The organism is Mesorhizobium sp. Ca11, from assembly GCF_020165275.1.
GTDB lineage: Bacteria > Pseudomonadota > Alphaproteobacteria > Rhizobiales > Rhizobiaceae > Mesorhizobium.
In genome coordinates this window covers 378,411-395,421 of record NZ_JAIUHU010000002.1, presented here as the reverse complement: position 1 = coordinate 395,421, position 17,011 = coordinate 378,411, and the positions used below count along the sequence as shown (strand labels likewise).

The following is a 17,011-nucleotide window of genomic DNA, read 5'->3' as shown; positions in this document are numbered from 1 at the left end:
CAGCGCCATGAAAAAGGGCCGGCGGGCGCTTGTCGCCCGCCGGCCCTTTTCTCGTCGATTGTTCTCAGCCGCGCTTGAGCAATGTCCACACGGCCGGCACCAGGCTGGCGGCCAAAGCCACCTTGATCAGGTCGCCGACGATGAAGGGCAGGACGCCGAACTGCCAGGACTTTTCCGGCCCGATGAGCGTGGCCAGCCAGGCAAAGCCCATGGCCATCATGACGACCTCGGCCGTCAGCATGGCGCCGAACAGCTTGAACGGGTCGCGGTCCCAGCCGCGGTCGGCGGCCCAGCCGGCGATCGCCGCCATGACCACGAAGCCGGCGAGATAGCCGCCCGTCGAGCCCAGCATATAGACAATGCCGATGCCCTTTTCCGGCGTGCCCTGGAAGACCGGCAGGCCAAAAGCGCCCTCGGCGAGGTAGAGAAGAAGCGTCGCGACGGCAAGGCGCAGGCCGAAGGCAGAGGCGATCAGCAGCACGGCCAGCGTCTGCAGCGAGATGTCGACCGGGCCGAGCACCACCTTGGTCTTGGCCGAAAGGGTCAGCAGCAGGGTTCCGGCGAGCGCCAGGAAAAGCTGGGTCGCCAGCCGGGCAACACCCCGATCCGGCAGGGTGAGAGAAACAAGCGGGCGCATCGTGGTTGCAGTTGCCATGGTCTTCCCCATTCTGGCTGATTTGCCGGGTGGCTGATTAGCTGGCTCTTAAAGCGCATCGCGCAGAAACGCATTCAGGCGACGCGCTTTAAAAATTGTCTTGATGCATGTCGTTCTCCCAAAACCGCAGCGCGGTTTTGGGCAACATCCATTGATTTTCCTATATTGGCTTCCGTATCGGACGGCAATCATTTTGCCGCATCGCAACGGAGCCCGCAGGCATGACCCTTGAGTTCGACACCAGCTTCGATCCCGCCTATGGCCGGGCGGTTCCGGTTGCGCCGGATGTGCTGCGCATCACAGCAAGAAATCCGGGTCCTTTCACCTTCCACGGCACCAACAGCTATCTCGTCGGCAGCGACACGCTGGCGGTGATCGATCCAGGGCCGGAAGACGACACCCATCTCGAAACACTGCTCAAGGCGATCGGCGGCCGACCGGTCAGCCACATCTTCGTCAGCCACACCCATCGCGATCATTCGCCGCTCGCGACGCGGCTGAAAGAGCGCACCGGCGCGCCAACGCTTGCCGAAGGCCCGCATCGGCCGGCGCGCCCCTTGCGCATCGGCGAGGTCAATCCGCTCGACGCCAGCGCCGATCTCGCCTTCGTTCCCGATGTCGTGCTGGCCGACAATGCGCTGACTGAGGGCAACGGCTGGGCCATCCGCACCGTGCTGACGCCCGGCCACACCGGCAACCACGCCGTGTTTGCCCTCGAGGGAACCGGAACGCTGTTTTCAGCCGACCATGTCATGGCCTGGTCGACCTCGATCGTCGCGCCGCCGGACGGCGCCATGGCCGACTATATGAGCTCCCTCGACAAGCTTTTGACGCGCGACGATCGCTTGCTTTTGCCTGGCCACGGCGGACCTGTGGCCGCGCCCCAAAGCTTCATGCGCGGCCTGAAGACGCATCGCAAGATGCGCGAAAGGGCGATCCTGGAGCGCATCCGCGCCGGAGACCGGACGATCGCGGAAATGGTCGCGGCGATCTATCGCGACACCGACCCGCGGCTGCACGGCGCCGCCGGTCTTTCGGTGCTTGCCCATCTCGAGGATCTGGTTGCCCGCGGCCTCGTGGCCACAGAAGGCGATCCGGCTATAGACGGCATTTTCAGCCCCGCCGCGTGATCACTCAGCCGGCGCCGCGCCGACCTGCCCGGCGACTTGCTGGTCCAACTCGCCAAGGAAATCGGTGATGCGAGCGGCGTTGTCGCCGAGGTCGTAGCGGCCGTAGCGCGAGGCCGAGCGCATGTCGACGATGACCTGCTCGCCGTCGTCGGTGATGCGGATGGCGACGTCGGCCGGTAGTCCGAGCACGAAGCCCTTTGCCAGCGCGTTGATCGTCGCCTGGCTTTGCCCGTTGATGTCGGGATAAGGCGCCGTCAACTGCCAGTCGCGGCGGTCGAGCACGGTTTCGACAGCGTCGACGACGGTTTCGAAAGGCAGATTGTAGCTGCGCCCGCTGACCAGCGGATAGGCCTCGGCCTGCAGGGCCTGTTCGCCCGGGGTCGGCGGCGACAGCTTGTTCATGTCGGCGGTGCGGTCGCTGGTGTCCAACGCGGGCGGATCGTCGAGATCGGTCGAGATGTCGCGCAGCGGCGGATAGATCGTCGCCCAGTAGACGGCGACGCCGTAGGGTGCCAGCACCAGCAGCGCCAGCAGCGCGCCGATGGAGAGATCGCGGCCGCCGCGATCGCCGAAGCTCCAGACCCTGGCCAAGCCGAGACCGGCCAGCAACAGGGCAAGCGCAGCCAGCAGCGCCACGAGCGCCAGGACCCACAGGAAAGGCGGCGTCTCGACGAGACCCAGCCTGTAAGCGGCAACGGCGGTGAGCAAAAGGACGAGAGAGAATGCCCCGATCCGCCGCGACCAGCCGGCCGCCCTCGACGTCTGCCGTTCAGGAATTGTAGCCATTGTCTGCCGCATTACCCCAGTCCGAACCGAGACTTAGAGGTTTTTGGCGCCGGCTTGAAGCCGAAAGATCGAACATTTTTCGTCAATCCGTCGGCAGGCGGTAATCCTTGAACTGGGCACGCAAACTGGTCTTCTGGATCTTGCCGGTGGCGGTGTGCGGAATTTCGCCGACGAAGGCGACGTCGTCGGGCATCCACCACTTCGCCACCTTGCCGCTCATGAAGGCGAGGATGTCTGTCTTGGTCGGCTCCTTGCCGGGCTTGCGCACGACGACGAGCAAAGGCCGCTCGCCCCATTTGGAATGCGGGATGCCGATGGCCGCTGCCTCCGCAACGTCCGGATGGCCGACGGCAAGGTTCTCGAGATCGATGGTCGATATCCACTCGCCGCCGGACTTGATGACGTCCTTGGCGCGATCGGTGATCTGCATATAGCCGCTGGCGTTGATATGGGCGACGTCGCCGGTGTCGAACCAGCCGTCGGCGTCGAACTGCTCGGCGCCGGCGCCGCCATAATATGCTCGGGCCACCGCGGGGCCGCGCACCTTGAGATGTCCGAAGGTCTTGCCGTCCCAGGGCAGCGCGTTGTTGTCGTCGTCTGTCACTTTCATCTCGACGCCGAAGGGGGGAAAACCCTGCTTGCCCTGCACGTCGAGCCGCGCCTCGCCGGTCAGCGCCTCATATTGCGGCTTCAGGGTGCAGAGGGTCCCCAGCGGCGACATCTCGGTCATGCCCCAGGCATGCACCACCTGCACGCCGTAATTGTCCTGGAACTTGGCGGTTATGGCGCGCGGACAGGACGCCCCGCCGATGACGACCTTATTCAGGTGAGGCAGCTTCTTGCCGGTTTCCTCAAGATATTGCAGCAGCATCATCCAGACGGTCGGCACGGCCGCGCTGAACGTTACCTTCTCGGTGTCGAGCAGCTCATAGATCGAGGCGCCGTCCATCTTGCAGCCCGGCATCACCAGCTTGGCGCCGATCATCGGACCGCTCTGGCCGAGCCCCCAGGCGTTGGCGTGAAACATCGGCACGACCGGCAGGATCACGTCTCGGGTGGACATGCCCATGGCGTCGGGCATGGCGGCCATCATGGCGTGAAGGACATTGGACCGGTGGCTGTAGAGAACGCCCTTCGGGTCGCCCGTCGTGCCCGAGGTGTAGCACATGCCGGCGGCGGTGTTCTCGTCGAACGTCTTCCAAGCGAAGGCGCCGTCGGCTTCGGCCAGCCATTCCTCGTAGGCGACGGCGTTCGGCAGCGACGTTTGCGGCATATGCGCCAGGTCGGTCAGCACGATAACCCGTCGCAGCGATCGGACCGCGCCGGCGATCTTTTCCAGGATCGGCACGAAGGTCAGGTCGACGAAGATCGCCTTGTCCTCGGCATTGTTCATGATCCAGGCGATCTGCTCGGGAAAAAGCCTCGGGTTGAGCGTGTGATAGATCGCGCCGATGCCCATGATGCCGTACCAGGCCTCGATATGGCGGGCGGTGTTCCAGGCAAGGGTCGCGATGCGGTCGCCGAGCCTGAAGCCGTCACGCTCCAGCCGTTGTGCCACCTTGAGCGAACGGTGATGGATTTCGGCATAGCTGATGCGCACGATCGGCCCCTCGATCGAACGCGACACGACCTCCCGGCTGCCGTGCTGGCGTTCCGCATGGTCGAGCAGCTTATGGCAAAGCAGCGGCCATTCCTGCATCAATCCAAGCATCAATTCCTCCCTTTGCGCATTCGCGTCATTTGTTTCACGCATTGTGAAACGAACCGGCGGTTTGTCCAGCCGCCATAAGTCGAAGCCAGTGGATGGATCGAAGGACCGGGAAAACCGCCATAATCCGGCCATCGTCGCCGTTAAGCTTCGTTAACGGGCTGGGTGAGATTGGCGAATGGAGAGATTCGCATGGACGCGCAGCTCGACGAAAAAGCCCTCGAAAGCACGCTTGCCGAAAGTCTGGACGATCTGACGCCGGACATCAAAACCGTTTCCGAAGATGAATTTGCCGAAGTCGTCGGCGGTGCGCTGGAGGCCGTCGGCGGAACGCTGCTGTTCAAGATGCGCGTTGAAAACGGCGCCGAGGGCGAGCATGTCGCCGCGGCCTGCATCGGCAACGCCGACAATCGTCAGTTCCTGCTGCTCACGCTGCCGACCACCGGCGGCGCGCTGAAGGTCGAGACGGCGGCGAGAAGCACCAATCCGGTCGCGGGCATTGCCGCCGCCTATGCCGGCCTCATGGATGCCTTCAAGACGGCCGCCTGACGACCGGAAGCAGACGTTCAATGAATGGTGATGACGCCAAGCGTGACGCGCGCTTGCGCGACGCGCCTGCGCGACACATGTAAGTCTCCCCTGAGAACGTTTCACGTTTCGCGGAAACGACGAAACGTTCTCTCTTTGTTTTGACGCAATTCCGGACGGAGAACCGCTTCGCACTTTTTCTAGAATTGCTCCAGGAGACCATTCATGGACAAGCTTGCCAATCCAGCCCCCGGCTTCCAGCGCAACCCGGACAAGGTGATCACCGTCGAACCTTATCGCGGCGCCGTCACGGTCCGCGCGGGCGACAGGATCATCGCCACATCGACTGCGGCAAAGGTTCTCTCGGAGCCACCTTACCCGGCCGTCTTCTACATCCCGTTCGACGATATCGATTTCGGCAAGCTCGCCCCGACCGACCATTCGACACATTGCCCATACAAGGGCGATGCCAGCTACTGGAGCGTCCAGCCGGCCGGCGAAGCCGGCGAGAACGCGATGTGGGCTTATGAGCATCCGTTCGACGAAATGGTCGAGATCCGCAATCACGGCGCGTTCTACACGAACAAGGTGACGGTCGCAGCCACGCCGGACTGAGCCGTAAAGGGAGGGGCCCTTAGGTCGATCTCGGAATGATGTGGCCGCCAAAATTCAGCGGTCGCCACCCTCGCGCCGCGCTCTCAATCGGTGGTGCCGTCATTGCCGACGCCCTCGGCATCGTCGAGGCGTACAAAGGTCATGCCCTTCTGCTTCAAGGCCAGTAAGCCCTGAACCACGCCCTCGCCGGCGGCATGGGTCGGCTGGTTGATGTGGGCGATGATGACGTCGCCGTCCTTGGCGGCGCCGATGCGGCGCGCCGTTTCCTTCGCGCCGAGCAGCGAACCGCCGTCGCCATTGACCGAGAAGCCTGCGATCTTGAAGCCCAGCCTGCGGATCATGGCGATCGCCGAGGGACTGTATTCGGCGGTGGCGCCGCGGAACCATTTTGCCGCAGGGCCGCCCGCGCCGGCCAGGGCGGCGGCGCCGGATTCAACCTCGGCCTGCACGGCGTCCGGGCTGCCGGCGCTGCGGATGCCGAAGATTTTCCGCGGCGTATCGACCGCCGGAACGTGGCGGCCGCCGTGATTTTCCAGCTCGAACAGGTCGGGATGCGCCCGCATGATCTCGACGGCCTCGGCATTGCGCTTCAGCCAGATGCCGGTAACGAAGATCGTCGCCGGTATCCTGTTGTCGACAAGCGCCGAAAGTATCCTTGTGTCAGTCGTTCCGCCGCAGGCATCGAGCGTCAAGGCGACGCGACCGCCGCCTTCAACGCCCTGCGGCTTCAGATGCAGCGTCGGTTCGAGCAGCGTCGCGGCATTGCCCGCCGACGCCGCGAACAGCGCCATCGCGCAAAGGGAGTTTCGAAGCAGACCCATCATTCATTCCACATCGGCAGGCTCGGCATCATCCTTCGCGCCGCGCCAAAAACTTGTCTCTAGAAGACCGGCATCTAGGCGAAAATCGGGACGGCAAACAGCGTAAAAACAGCAATCGCGAAAAATTTGCTTTCGCCTATACAGCTGCTTCCAGAGGCATCTCGGTTCGGGCCAGCAACTGGAGCGCTGCCTCGACGACTGCGTCGATCTCCAGACGCCAGACGCAGCATGCCTTGTTGGGGTCGGGCCGTTCGCACAGGTCGCCACCGACGCAGTCACAAGGCATGGACGGGCATACCGCGACGCTCGGCGCGCCGACTGGCCCCCAGTGGATCGGGCTCTGCAGGCCGAACAGGCCGACGACGGGAGTGCCGACTGCGGCAGCCATGTGCATGGGGCCGCTGTCGTTGCCGAGAAACAGCCGCGCCTGCTTGAACAGCGCCGGCAACGTTTCGAGCGGGAGCGCTCCGACCAGGTTGACGATCGGCGTCTTCGCAGTCGCCAGAATCTTCTCGGCCACCTCGTTCTCGTCCGGGCCGCCGACCAGGGCGACGTCGAGACCGGTTTCGGCCGCTATCCGATCGATTGCGGCGGCAAAGCGCTCGGGCTGCCAGCGGCGCCCAGGGAAGCTTGCCCCGGCATGCACCGCGACAAAGGCGTTCGGCCGAAGGTGCAGCTTGTCCAGCAGCGCCAAGGCTTTCGTCGTCTCGAACGGCAGCGGCCGGAAGGCGGGAGCCCGCGCGCGCAAGTCCACGCCAAGTGCCTCCAGCGGCGAAAGATAACGATAGAGAAAGTGCTGCTCGCCATACCCGAACGGCTTGGCCTTCACATTGGCAGGTTGGCGCGCAAACCAACCCAGGGGCCTTTCGGACGGGTGATATCCCACGCGAACCCGTGCGCCGACCAGCCCCAAGATGAACCGCGACGTCTTGGTGTCGGTGATGTCGATGGCCATGTCGAAATGGTAGCGGCGCAACTTAAAGAGCGTGAGAACGAGTTCCTGCAGGCGTAGCAGCGGCGTGCCGCGCATATGGGAACGGCGGAAGGTCACAACCTCCGAGGCGATGCCGTTGGCGGTGAGGAGACCGCCGAAGCGGGCGTCGCAGAGGAAGACGATGCGGGCGTCGGAATATTCGAGCTGCAGGTTCTTCGCCAGCGCGGAGGCAAGAACGAGATCGCCAATGTGCTTCGTCTGCAAGATCAGGATCGAGCGGACTGCAAAGGGAGCCCGCAACATCGGTGTCTGAGCTCCGGACAGACCGGAGTTCGCGAAGCTGGGTTGAGATGTCGACATGTGGAACCATCACGCGCATTTTCACGTGATCTTATACAAGACGACACGGTCGCGGACCATCGGACTCTCGCGCGCGGATAGAGCGTTTCACCGTTTCTCGGAAACCGCGGAGAATGCGCTATTTCGTCGTCTTTGACGCAATTCCGGACGGAAGGCTAAGGCGAAGTCCCAGGACCTGACCGTTTCACACTTTTTCCTGGCTTGCGCAAAGCGGGGGACGCGGCCGGCGGGCGGTCCGCAATTCCAGCAAATGTCAGACCGCGGCTTCCAGGACCATCTCGGTGCGCGCCAGGAGTTCCAGCGCCGCGTCCACCACTGGATCGACTTCCAGGCGCCAGACGCAGCATGCCTTGCTCGGGTCGGTCCGGCGGCACAGGTCGCCCCCGATGCAGTCGCAAGGCATCGATGGCCGCAACGAAATGCTGGGCACGCCGACCGGCGCCCAAAGGACCGGGTTGGTCAGGCCGAACAGGCCGACGACCGGCGTTCCAGCCGCGGCTGCCATATGCATCGGTCCGCTTTCGTTGCCGAGAAACAGCCGAGCCTCCCTGAGCAGCGCCAGCAGCGTTTCCAGCCGCAGCGTGCCCGCCAGGTTGACGACGGGCGTCTTCGCCGCGGCCATGATCCTGTCGGTCGCCTCAACCTCGTCCGGACCGCCGACCAGGACCACGCGCAGGCCGGTTTCGCGGACGATCCTGTCGATTGTCTCGGCAAAGCGCTCCGGCTGCCACCGCCGCCCCGCGAAGCTTGCTCCGGCATGGACCGCAACAAAAGCGTTTGGCTGGATCTGGTGCCTGGCGAGCAAGGCCAGGACGCGCGTCGTCTCGAAGGGCAGCGGCCGGATGGCCGGCGCCCTGACGCGCAGATCGATGCCCAGCGCCTCCAGCGGAGACAAATAACGGTAGAGATAGTGCTTCTTGCCGAATCCGAACGGCTTCATCCTGACGTTGGCGGGTTGACGCTCGTGCCAGCGCAAAGGCCGCTCCGTCGGAAAATAGCCGACCCTGACCGGAGCGTTGACCAGTCCAGAAATGATCCGCGAGGTCTTGGAATCTGTGATGTCGACGGTCACGTCGAAGCGGTGCTGCCGCAACGTGCGCACCATCCGGAAGAGCTCGCGCCCCCGCTCGAGCGGCGAGCCACGCATCTTGGCACGGCTGAAGGGGACGACCTCGGAAGCTATGCCATGGGCAGTCAGGAAGCCGGCGAAATGGGCTTCGCAGAGAAACACGATCCTGACGCCCGGATATTGAAGCTGCAGGTTCTTCGCCAACGCCGAGGCAAGCACGATGTCGCCAATGAACTTGGTCTGCAGGATTAGGATCGATCGGTAAACGGATGGGGAAATCTGCAACATGGGTTTTCCGACACAAATAAATTCGGTGTCGAAAAGTCGCTTGGAACGGTGTCGAGATTCAGGGCCGTCACGCGCACGTTCGCGTGACATTGCATACAAAACCGTAAGGTGTCGGGATGTCAGGCGCGTTTTGCCGCGCCCTTCGCTGCCGCCACGGCCGCCTGCGCGGCGGCCAGCCTGGCGATCGGCACGCGGTAGGGCGAGCACGACACATAGTCGAGGCCGACTTCCTCACAGAAGCGGATCGAGGCCGGGTCGCCGCCATGCTCGCCGCAGATGCCGAGCTTGATGCCCGGCCGCGTCGTCTTGCCCTTTTCGGCCGCGATCCGCACCAGCTCGCCGACGCCCTCAATGTCGAGCGACACGAACGGATCCTGTTCGATGATGCCCTTCTGCCGGTAGGTTTCGAGGAAGGACGCCGCATCGTCGCGCGAGATGCCGAACGTGGTCTGCGTCAGATCATTGGTGCCGAATGAGAAGAATTCGGCCGCTTCGGCAATGATATGCGCCCGGATCGCCGCACGCGGTAGTTCGATCATCGTGCCGGTCAGATAATCGATCTTGGTGCCGGTCTCCTGCATGACGCTTTGCGCGACGGCATCGATGCGCGCCTTGACGTATTGCAATTCCTTCACCAGGCCGACCAGCGGCACCATGATCTCCGGCACGACCAGCGCGCCGGCCTTGTGGCCGGCCTCGACCGCCGCCTCGAAGATGGCGCGCGCCTGCATCTCGGCGATCTCGGGATAGGAGACGGCGAGCCGGCAGCCGCGATGGCCCAGCATCGGGTTGAATTCGTGCAGCGCTTCCGTGCGCTGCCTGAGCTTGTCGGCCGACACGTTCATGGCGGAGGCGACCTCGGCGAGCTCGGCCTCGGTCTTCGGCAGGAATTCGTGCAGCGGCGGGTCGAGCAGGCGGATCGTCACCGGCAGGCCGGCCATGATCTCGAACAGCTCGAGAAAGTCCGAGCGCTGCATGGGCAAGAGCTTGTCCAGGGCCGCACGCCTGTCCTTCTCGGTGTCGGCCAGGATCATCTCGCGCATGGCGACGATACGGTCGCCATCGAAGAACATGTGCTCGGTGCGGCAAAGGCCGATGCCCTCGGCGCCGAAAGAGCGCGCCATGCGGGCGTCGAGCGGCGTTTCGGCGTTGGTGCGCACCTTCATGCGGCGCGCGGCGTCGGCCCATTCCATGATGGCGGCGAAATCGCCCGACAGCTCCGGCTGCAGCATGGCGACCGCCCCTTTGAGCACCTGGCCGTTGCCGCCATCGATGGTGATGATGTCGCCTTTGCGGAAAGTCTGGCCCATCGAGAGCAGCGTGCCGGCCTTGTAGTCGACACGCAGCGAGCCGGCGCCGGACACGCAGGGCTTGCCCATGCCGCGTGCCACCACCGCGGCGTGGCTGGTCATGCCGCCGCGCGTGGTGAGGATGCCTTCGGCGGCATGCATGCCGTGGATGTCCTCCGGGCTGGTTTCGATGCGCACCAGGATTACCTTGCGGCCTTGCGCCCTGGCGTCCTCGGCATCGCTGGAGGAAAAAACGATCTCGCCGGTGGCGGCGCCGGGCGACGCCGGCAGGCCCGTGCCTATGACATCGCGCGCGGCATTCGGGTCGATGGTCGGATGGAGCAGTTGATCGAGCGAGGCCGGATCGATGCGGGCGACCGCCTCCTCCCTGGTGATCAGCCCATCCTTCGCCATCTCGACGGCAATCTTCAGCGCAGCCTTGGCGGTGCGCTTGCCGGAGCGGGTCTGCAACATCCACAATTTGCCGCGCTCGATGGTGAATTCGAGATCCTGCATGTCGCGGTAGTGCTTTTCCAGCCGGTCGGAGATGTCGACGAAAGCCTGGAAGGCGTCAGGCATAAGTTTCTGCAGCGACGGCTTGTCGGAGCCGGCGGCGATGCGCGCCGCCTCGGTGATGTTCTGTGGCGTGCGGATGCCGGCCACCACATCCTCGCCCTGGGCATTGACCAGGAATTCGCCGTAGAGCTGCCTCTCGCCGGTCGAGGGATTGCGCGTGAAGGCGACGCCGGTCGCGGACGTGTCGCCCATATTGCCGAACACCATGGCCTGGACGTTGACCGCCGTGCCCCAGCTTTCCGGGATGTCGTGCAGGCGCCGGTAGGTGATGGCGCGGTTGTTCATCCAGCTTGAGAACACGGCGCCGATCGCCCCCCAGAGCTGCTCCTGCGGATCTTGCGGGAACGGCTTGCCGAGCTCTTCCTCGACCTTGGCCTTGTAGAGTGAAATCACGCCTTGCCATTCCTGGGCCGTCAGGCCGGTGTCGAGCTCATGGCCGAGGCTGGCTTTCTGGTCCTCGAGGATCTCCTCGAACACTTCGTGGTCCAGGCCCATGACGACGTCGGAATACATCTGGATGAAGCGGCGGTAGCTGTCATAGGCGAAACGCGCATCGCCGGAATCGGCGGCCAAAGCCTCGACCGTCTCGTCATTGAGGCCGAGATTGAGCACCGTATCCATCATGCCGGGCATCGAAGCGCGAGCACCGGAGCGCACGGAGACCAGAAGCAGCTTCGACGGGTCGCCGAAGCGGCGGCCGGTAATCCGGCCGATATGGTCGAGAGCGGAGACGACATCCGTCTCGAGCCCGCCGGGATAGGTGCGGCCGTTGGCGTAATAGGCGTTGCAGACCTCCGTGGTGATGGTGAAACCGGGCGGCACCGGCAGCCCAAGGCTGCACATCTCGGCCAGATTGGCACCCTTGCCGCCGAGAAGGTTGCGGTCGCCGGCACGGCCCTCGGCGGCACCGTCGCCGAAGGTGTAAACCCACTTGGTCATGCTTGCCCTCCAGTTCGTGGGAGATAGAAACATCCGGATGATGGCCGTTTCCCGCCTTCCCCGCTCCGAGCGATAGGATGCTGCACTGCGAAAGGCAAGGCACCGGCAAGCAACCACTGCGGCTACAATCGATTAAGCAAAAGCTGCGTCAAAAAGACTTGCTGGAGGGAAACGACCGATATAGAACATAACGGGAACGCAGTGGAGTAGCGTGATGAAACTCAATGGAAAACTCGACTATCTTGAACTGCCGGCGACGGGCGGCACGCTGGACAGCGTCAAATCTTTCTACAGCGCCGCCTTTTCATGGTCGTTCACCGACTACGGCCCGACCTATTCCGCCTTTGCCGAAGGGCTCGACGGCGGCTTCCAGGCGAATGCCGGCGAGGCGCCGGCCAAGCCGCTTCCGGTGCTTTATTCCGAGAGCCTCGAGGAAACGCTGGATGCGGTCGAGAGCGCCGGCGGCACCATCGTCAAGCCGATCTTTTCCTTCCCGGGCGGCAGGCGGTTCCACTTCACTGATCCGGCCGGCAACGAACTGGCCGTTTGGGGACATTAGAGCGCTTCACCGTTTTACTGAAACGGTAAACCGCTCTAACTCTTTGATTTTACGCAATTCTGGACGGAAAGCCGCTCACACTTTTCCTGGAATTGCTCCAGGAAAGACGCGGATTTCGAGTTGTTTTTGCTGTTGACAGCCGGGGGGCAGCCGGGCTCATTCCAATGAGCGTCGGCAATCTTCCAACAGCAAAGCAGACTGATGAAATTCGGCTCAAGCGGCGTTCGGGGTTTGGCTTCCGAATTGGTGGGAAGGCCAAGCGGACTTTATACTGAGGGTTTCGCCCGGCGCTTGCGGTCGACCGGATTTCAGCAAGGCAAGGTCTTAGTCGGGCACGATTTGCGCGACAGCAGTCCAACGATTGCCGAAGACTGCATGGCAGCATTGGCCGCGGCCGGCTTCCAGCCGGTCGATTGCGGTCCCATCCCCACGCCCGCGCTCGCCTTTTACGCCCGCCTGCATGGCGCCGCGGCGCTTATGGTGACGGGGTCGCATATTCCCGCCGACCGCAACGGCATCAAATTCTATGGGCCGAGGGGCGAGATCGACAAGGCGGATGAGGCCGCCATCACCCGTCACGTCGCGGAACTGTCGGATCGATATCCCTGGCCTCCGGCCCATGCGAACCGGCAAGCCGGCCATGAACAGGCGCTCGCGGCCTTTCGAGATCGTGTCGATGGCATTCTGCCCCCTGGCGCCCTTTCCGGAATGAAGCTCGGCGTCTACCAGCACAGCACGGTTGCGGCGGAGTTGCTGGTCGAGGTCCTGCGGTCCTACGGCGCCGAGGTGATCCCCGTCGGGAAAACAGAAACCTTCGTGCCCGTCGATACGGAGGCCGTCGGCCAGGAAACGATGGCGAGGGTGAAAGGCTGGGTGCGCGAATTCGAATTCGACGCCGTGCTCTCTGCCGACGCCGATGCCGATCGCCCGCTTGTCATCGACGACAGTGGCGAACTGTTCCGCGGCGACCTGATCGGGCTGGCCACGGCGCTGTTCCTCAAGGCCGACATTGTGGTGACGCCGATCACCTCCAATTCAGGCATCTCCGATGCTTTCGGATTCGGCGTCAGGAGAACGAAGGTCGGATCCCCTTTCGTCATAGCGGAAATGGACGCCGCGCGGCAGGCAGGCGGCATTGTCGTCGGCTTCGAAGCCAATGGCGGGGTTCTTCTGGGGTCGGACTGCGTGGTGAACGGCAAGGCTTTGTCGGCGCTGCCGACACGGGATTCGTTTTTGCCGATCCTGGCGGTGCTGGGCACGATGGCATCGACCGGAAAATCGCTTTCCGGCCTGCGCGAAACCTGGAGCCTTCCGGTCTGCGCCAGCGAACGGCTCGAGAACTTCCCCGTCGAGAAATCGCGCGGCTTGATGCGAAAGCTCGCCGACCGTGATGCTTTGCAACACTTCCTTGCCCCCTTCGGCAGCGTCTTGGACGTCGATGAGACCGATGGTCTCAGGGCACGGATGACCAGCGGCGAGATCATCCATCTGCGGCCTTCCGGCAACGCTCCCGAATTTCGGTGCTATGCCGAGGCCGCCAGCCATGACAGGGCGAGCGAGATTGTGGCAATGGCGCTGGAACGAGCGCGCGACACCACACTGGCAGATGAATCAGAAGCCGTATAACGAAGACGGAGCCGGCGATCGCCGCAGGCTTGGGGCGCGGCCCGCTCTACAATAACGGGGACACGTGCCCCACGTCTCGCCCGAGCCCTGAGAGCATCGATGACAAGAACGGCGTTGATAACCGGCATTACGGGGCAGGATGGCGCCTATCTGGCCCAGCTCCTGCTTTCGAAGGGTTACCGAGTCCACGGGCTGGCGCGGCGGTCGAGCACAGCCGACGTCAACACCATGCGCCTGAAATGGCTGGGGATCGAAAACGATGTGCGGATCGTGGACGGCAACCTGACGGACCTGTCGGGTCTTAGTCGAACCATGCGCGATGTAAGGCCGGACGAGGTCTACAACCTGGCCGCACAGTCTTTCGTCAGATCCTCGTGGCAGCAGCCGATCCTGACAGGCAACGTCACCGGTATCGGCGTCACCAATGTTCTCGAGGCGCTGCGTCTCGAGATCCCCGAGGCGCGTTTCTACCAGGCGTCGTCGTCGGAGATGTACGGCCTTATCCAGGAGCCGGTGCAGTCGGAGACCACGCCTTTCCATCCCCGCTCTCCCTATGCGGTGGCGAAGGTCTACGGTCACTGGATCACCGTCAATTATCGCGAGAGCTTCGGCCTGCACGCTTCGAGCGGCATCCTGTTCAATCACGAATCGCCGCTTCGCGGCATCGAATTCGTGACACGCAAAGTCACGGACGCCGTCGCGCGCATCAAGAAGGGCATGGCCAAGGAACTGCGCCTGGGCAACATCGACGCCAAGCGCGACTGGGGCCACTCCAGGGACTATGTCCGCGCCATGTGGCTGATGCTGCAGCAGGATCAGCCCGACGACTATGTGGTCGCCACCGGCAGGACGACGACGGTGCGCGATATGTGCAGGATCGCGTTCGAGCATGTCGGGCTGGAGATGGATGACCATCTTGTCATCGATCCCGACCTGTTCAGGCCGGCGGAAGTCGAAATCCTTCGCGGCAATCCGGCCAAGGCAAAGGCGAAGCTCGGATGGGAAGCGACGATCTCCCTGGAGGATATGATCCGCGAAATGGTGGACGCCGATCTGGCGCGCCACTCGGCTGCCAGGAATTGAAAGGAAGCTCTTGCATCAACAGGTCGATGACTTGACGCACCGTCTTCCGTCACGCATCCGCATGCGGACAATTCGTCGTGGTCCGTGAGGCCGGCATGCGCGTTTTGATAACCGGCGCCAACGGTTTCGTCGGGCCCTATGTGGGCGACGCGCTGCGCAGGATTTGCGGCCGCGAAATTGTCATTGCCGCGACCTCCAAGGATGGTGGACCGCATCCCGCCTTCGGCCAGGTCGAAGAACTGGACGTGACCGATCCGGCCGCCGTCCATGATGCCATTGCCCGTCACCAGCCCACCCATGTCATTCACATGGCGGCGGTCGCGGCCCTGGGTGCCGCCCAGGCCGATCCCCGCAACACATGGCGCATTCATGTGGACGGCGCGCTCAACGTGGCCCATGCCATCCTCGACAAAGCACCGGACTGCTGGCTGGTTCATGTCGGATCGGGCCTGGTCTATGGCGAAAGCGCCAAGACCGGACGCCCGCTCGACGAAGGCACGCTGCTTGCTCCGATCGACGACTACGCCGTGACCAAGGCCGCGGCCGACCTCGCGCTCGGCGCGCTTTCACGCCAGGGATTGAAGTGTGTCCGAATGCGCCCCTTCAACCATACGGGCCCGGGCCAGACCGAGGCATTTGCCGTGCCGGCCTTCGCCATGCAGATCGCCCGGATCGAAGCGGGCCTGGCTCCGCCGGTGATCCGCGTCGGCAATCTCGATGCGAGGCGCGATTTCCTGGATGCGCGCGACATCGCCAACGCCTATGCGCGCGCGGTTCTGAAGAGCCGCGATCTTGCGCCGAACGCCATTTTCAACCTTGCGTCCGGCCTCTCCTGGCGGATGGGAGACATCCTCGATCGGCTGCTGGCCCGCAGCAGCGTCAAGATCGTCACGGAGCAGGATCCGCTGCGGCTGCGGCCGAGCGATCTGCCATGCATCGTCGGCGATGCGACCCGCGCCCGGACCCTGCTCGGCTGGGCGCCCGAGCATCCCTTCGAGGATACGCTTGCTGCCGTCCTGGAGGATTGCCGCGCGCGCGTGGCCCAGGCCTAGGCAAGGATGCATCGCCTGCTTCCCTGAACGCGGAGCTGAGCCGCTCCCGCGCCCGCACCGCCCGAAGCTGGCGCGCGGCGTGTGCGGCTTACGATCCACCGCGGGGCGATCGGGCGACGAACTGGCCGGAAATGACGGCCCCGCGTCACTGCCGATTTTAGTTGATCTCCCGGCATTGAGCTTTGCGTCGCCTCGTCCTATAAGGCCGCGCGCAGAGCGGCATGCCCGCCTGCTGGGGCGTCGCCAAGTGGTAAGGCATCGGTTTTTGGTACCGACATTCCCAGGTTCGAATCCTGGCGCCCCAGCCAACCTCCACATCAGCGCCAAGCTCGAACGGACGATCGGCCAACGCGTTTGAAGCATCGCGTGGTTCGACCGGAAAGCCGGTCGGGCATCAGGCGCCTTGAATGGCGATTGCGGTGGTGAGCAAGATCAGGCTCAGCATCGCCAGTGTCGCGCGGATAACGTGCGATAGTTCCCAGCGGTTGCGCAGCGCCGTCCACTCCTGCGCTGGTGGGAGCGGAGCTCCGTCGCTGCCCTCAGTCGCGAAGAAGCGCTTGGCAGGCGCGTTCAGTTCCACGTCCTGCAGCCAGTGCTTGTTGACCGGCTGGGTCATGAACCAGAAGACAAACTGCATGGCGAGGAGCGCGATCAAGGCGCCGGCGATCAGCCAGACATGGAGCGCACCGCTCGACGTCAGCATCAGCGCAAAAGTCGCGAGGATCCCACCGATCTCCGCGATGCCGCCTCCAATCGTGAAACCCGGGTAGTAGATGCGTTGGACAACGAAATACTCTTGCCTGCCGAGTCGCAACTTGCCCGGGAGCTCCAGCGCGTGGGCGAGCGCCATGGCCATCGCACCGGCCACAACGACGACGGTCAGGACCTCCAGAAAGACATACATCGGATCGGCCTCTCACTCCAGCTCGAGCGCTTGTGCGGGAGCAACCTCGTCAAGACCGAACGTGATCCTGCCGACCGGGTTCCCATCGG

At 63.8% G+C, this 17,011-nt stretch carries 15 protein-coding genes and 1 tRNA gene; 8 read left to right on the top strand and 8 right to left on the bottom strand.

Translation table 11 applies throughout. The features are described from left to right. Positions 1–64 precede the first annotated feature (64 nt). Complete coding sequence (locus tag LB538_RS05620) at positions 65–655, bottom strand: biotin transporter BioY (protein ID WP_224526298.1); 591 nt, start codon at positions 653–655, stop codon at positions 65–67. A 221-nt stretch (positions 656–876) separates the two neighbouring features. Between LB538_RS05620 and LB538_RS05615 the strand changes: the two genes are divergently transcribed. After that, entirely contained in the window at positions 877–1,785 is a 909-nt protein-coding gene (locus tag LB538_RS05615; RefSeq protein WP_224526300.1) for an MBL fold metallo-hydrolase, read from the top strand. Here the strand turns inward: LB538_RS05615 and LB538_RS05610 are convergent, their stop codons facing one another. Together LB538_RS05610 and LB538_RS05605 are read right to left on the bottom strand one after the other, a co-directional pair. Beyond that, a complete protein-coding gene (locus tag LB538_RS05610; RefSeq protein ID WP_224526302.1) occupies positions 1,786–2,571 on the bottom strand; it encodes a DUF1499 domain-containing protein in 786 nt (261 codons plus the stop codon). Between the two features lie 82 nt (positions 2,572–2,653). Beyond that, complete coding sequence (locus LB538_RS05605) at positions 2,654–4,282, bottom strand: fatty-acid--CoA ligase (protein ID WP_224526304.1); 1,629 nt, start codon at positions 4,280–4,282, stop codon at positions 2,654–2,656. Between the two features lie 189 nt (positions 4,283–4,471). Here LB538_RS05605 and LB538_RS05600 point away from each other — a divergent pair, with 189 nt between their 5' ends. Further along, positions 4,472–4,828, top strand: coding sequence for a hypothetical protein (locus LB538_RS05600; protein ID WP_095766801.1), 357 nt, complete (start codon positions 4,472–4,474; stop codon positions 4,826–4,828). 204 nt (positions 4,829–5,032) lie between these two features. Next, positions 5,033–5,422: a DUF427 domain-containing protein gene (locus tag LB538_RS05595; RefSeq protein WP_224526306.1), complete on the top strand. Its 390-nt coding sequence runs from the start codon at positions 5,033–5,035 to the stop codon at positions 5,420–5,422. An 83-nt stretch (positions 5,423–5,505) separates the two neighbouring features. On the opposite strand, the gene LB538_RS05590 is transcribed toward LB538_RS05595, so the two are convergent. The 4 genes from LB538_RS05590 to ppdK form a co-directional block, all read right to left on the bottom strand. Continuing rightward, positions 5,506–6,243, bottom strand: coding sequence for a polysaccharide deacetylase family protein (locus LB538_RS05590; RefSeq protein ID WP_095766799.1), 738 nt, complete (start codon positions 6,241–6,243; stop codon positions 5,506–5,508). 136 nt (positions 6,244–6,379) lie between these two features. Continuing rightward, positions 6,380–7,537: a glycosyltransferase family 9 protein gene (locus tag LB538_RS05585; protein ID WP_224526308.1), complete on the bottom strand. Its 1,158-nt coding sequence runs from the start codon at positions 7,535–7,537 to the stop codon at positions 6,380–6,382. Positions 7,538–7,790: 253 nt separating this feature from the next. After that, entirely contained in the window at positions 7,791–8,894 is a 1,104-nt protein-coding gene (locus LB538_RS05580) for a glycosyltransferase family 9 protein (RefSeq protein ID WP_224526311.1), read from the bottom strand. Between the two features lie 119 nt (positions 8,895–9,013). After that, on the bottom strand, positions 9,014–11,698 hold the full coding sequence (gene ppdK / locus LB538_RS05575; RefSeq protein WP_224526314.1) for a pyruvate, phosphate dikinase: 2,685 nt from the start codon (positions 11,696–11,698) through the stop codon (positions 9,014–9,016). A 214-nt stretch (positions 11,699–11,912) separates the two neighbouring features. On the opposite strand from ppdK, the gene LB538_RS05570 reads away from it, so the two are divergent. The 5 genes from LB538_RS05570 to LB538_RS05550 all read left to right on the top strand — a co-directional run bounded on the left by LB538_RS05570 (position 11,913) and on the right by LB538_RS05550 (position 16,326). Next, a complete protein-coding gene (locus tag LB538_RS05570) occupies positions 11,913–12,257 on the top strand; it encodes a VOC family protein (protein ID WP_224526316.1) in 345 nt (114 codons plus the stop codon). A gap of 201 nt (positions 12,258–12,458) precedes the next feature. Next, entirely contained in the window at positions 12,459–13,883 is a 1,425-nt protein-coding gene (locus LB538_RS05565) for a phosphomannomutase (RefSeq protein WP_224526319.1), read from the top strand. A gap of 99 nt (positions 13,884–13,982) precedes the next feature. Then, entirely contained in the window at positions 13,983–14,966 is a 984-nt protein-coding gene (gene gmd, locus LB538_RS05560; protein WP_224526321.1) for a GDP-mannose 4,6-dehydratase, read from the top strand. A 95-nt stretch (positions 14,967–15,061) separates the two neighbouring features. Then, positions 15,062–16,018 (top strand): NAD-dependent epimerase/dehydratase family protein, encoded by a 957-nt coding sequence (locus LB538_RS05555; RefSeq protein WP_224526323.1) that lies wholly within the window; start codon positions 15,062–15,064, stop codon positions 16,016–16,018. 233 nt (positions 16,019–16,251) lie between these two features. Beyond that, a tRNA-Gln gene (locus LB538_RS05550) sits at positions 16,252–16,326 on the top strand. Positions 16,327–16,412: 86 nt separating this feature from the next. Here LB538_RS05550 and LB538_RS05545 read toward each other — a convergent pair. After that, positions 16,413–16,922: an anthrone oxygenase family protein gene (locus LB538_RS05545; RefSeq protein WP_224526325.1), complete on the bottom strand. Its 510-nt coding sequence runs from the start codon at positions 16,920–16,922 to the stop codon at positions 16,413–16,415. Positions 16,923–17,011: the final 89 nt, after the last annotated feature.

What these genes read in the sequence shown, in the direction of transcription:
- LB538_RS05570 (WP_224526316.1), top strand. Translation starts at nt 11,913, where the DNA reads ATGAAACTCAATGGAAAACTCGACTATCTTGAACTGCCGGCGACGGGC.
- LB538_RS05580 (WP_224526311.1), bottom strand. Translation starts at nt 8,894, where the DNA reads ATGTTGCAGATTTCCCCATCCGTTTACCGATCGATCCTAATCCTGCAG.
- LB538_RS05605 (WP_224526304.1), bottom strand. Translation starts at nt 4,282, where the DNA reads ATGCTTGGATTGATGCAGGAATGGCCGCTGCTTTGCCATAAGCTGCTC.
- LB538_RS05620 (WP_224526298.1), bottom strand. Translation starts at nt 655, where the DNA reads ATGGCAACTGCAACCACGATGCGCCCGCTTGTTTCTCTCACCCTGCCG.
- LB538_RS05600 (WP_095766801.1), top strand. Translation starts at nt 4,472, where the DNA reads ATGGACGCGCAGCTCGACGAAAAAGCCCTCGAAAGCACGCTTGCCGAA.
- LB538_RS05610 (WP_224526302.1), bottom strand. Translation starts at nt 2,571, where the DNA reads ATGGCTACAATTCCTGAACGGCAGACGTCGAGGGCGGCCGGCTGGTCG.
- LB538_RS05590 (WP_095766799.1), bottom strand. Translation starts at nt 6,243, where the DNA reads ATGGGTCTGCTTCGAAACTCCCTTTGCGCGATGGCGCTGTTCGCGGCG.
- LB538_RS05555 (WP_224526323.1), top strand. Translation starts at nt 15,062, where the DNA reads ATGCGCGTTTTGATAACCGGCGCCAACGGTTTCGTCGGGCCCTATGTG.
- LB538_RS05565 (WP_224526319.1), top strand. Translation starts at nt 12,459, where the DNA reads ATGAAATTCGGCTCAAGCGGCGTTCGGGGTTTGGCTTCCGAATTGGTG.
- LB538_RS05595 (WP_224526306.1), top strand. Translation starts at nt 5,033, where the DNA reads ATGGACAAGCTTGCCAATCCAGCCCCCGGCTTCCAGCGCAACCCGGAC.
- gmd (WP_224526321.1), top strand. Translation starts at nt 13,983, where the DNA reads ATGACAAGAACGGCGTTGATAACCGGCATTACGGGGCAGGATGGCGCC.
- ppdK (WP_224526314.1), bottom strand. Translation starts at nt 11,698, where the DNA reads ATGACCAAGTGGGTTTACACCTTCGGCGACGGTGCCGCCGAGGGCCGT.
- LB538_RS05545 (WP_224526325.1), bottom strand. Translation starts at nt 16,922, where the DNA reads ATGTATGTCTTTCTGGAGGTCCTGACCGTCGTCGTTGTGGCCGGTGCG.
- LB538_RS05615 (WP_224526300.1), top strand. Translation starts at nt 877, where the DNA reads ATGACCCTTGAGTTCGACACCAGCTTCGATCCCGCCTATGGCCGGGCG.
- LB538_RS05585 (WP_224526308.1), bottom strand. Translation starts at nt 7,537, where the DNA reads ATGTCGACATCTCAACCCAGCTTCGCGAACTCCGGTCTGTCCGGAGCT.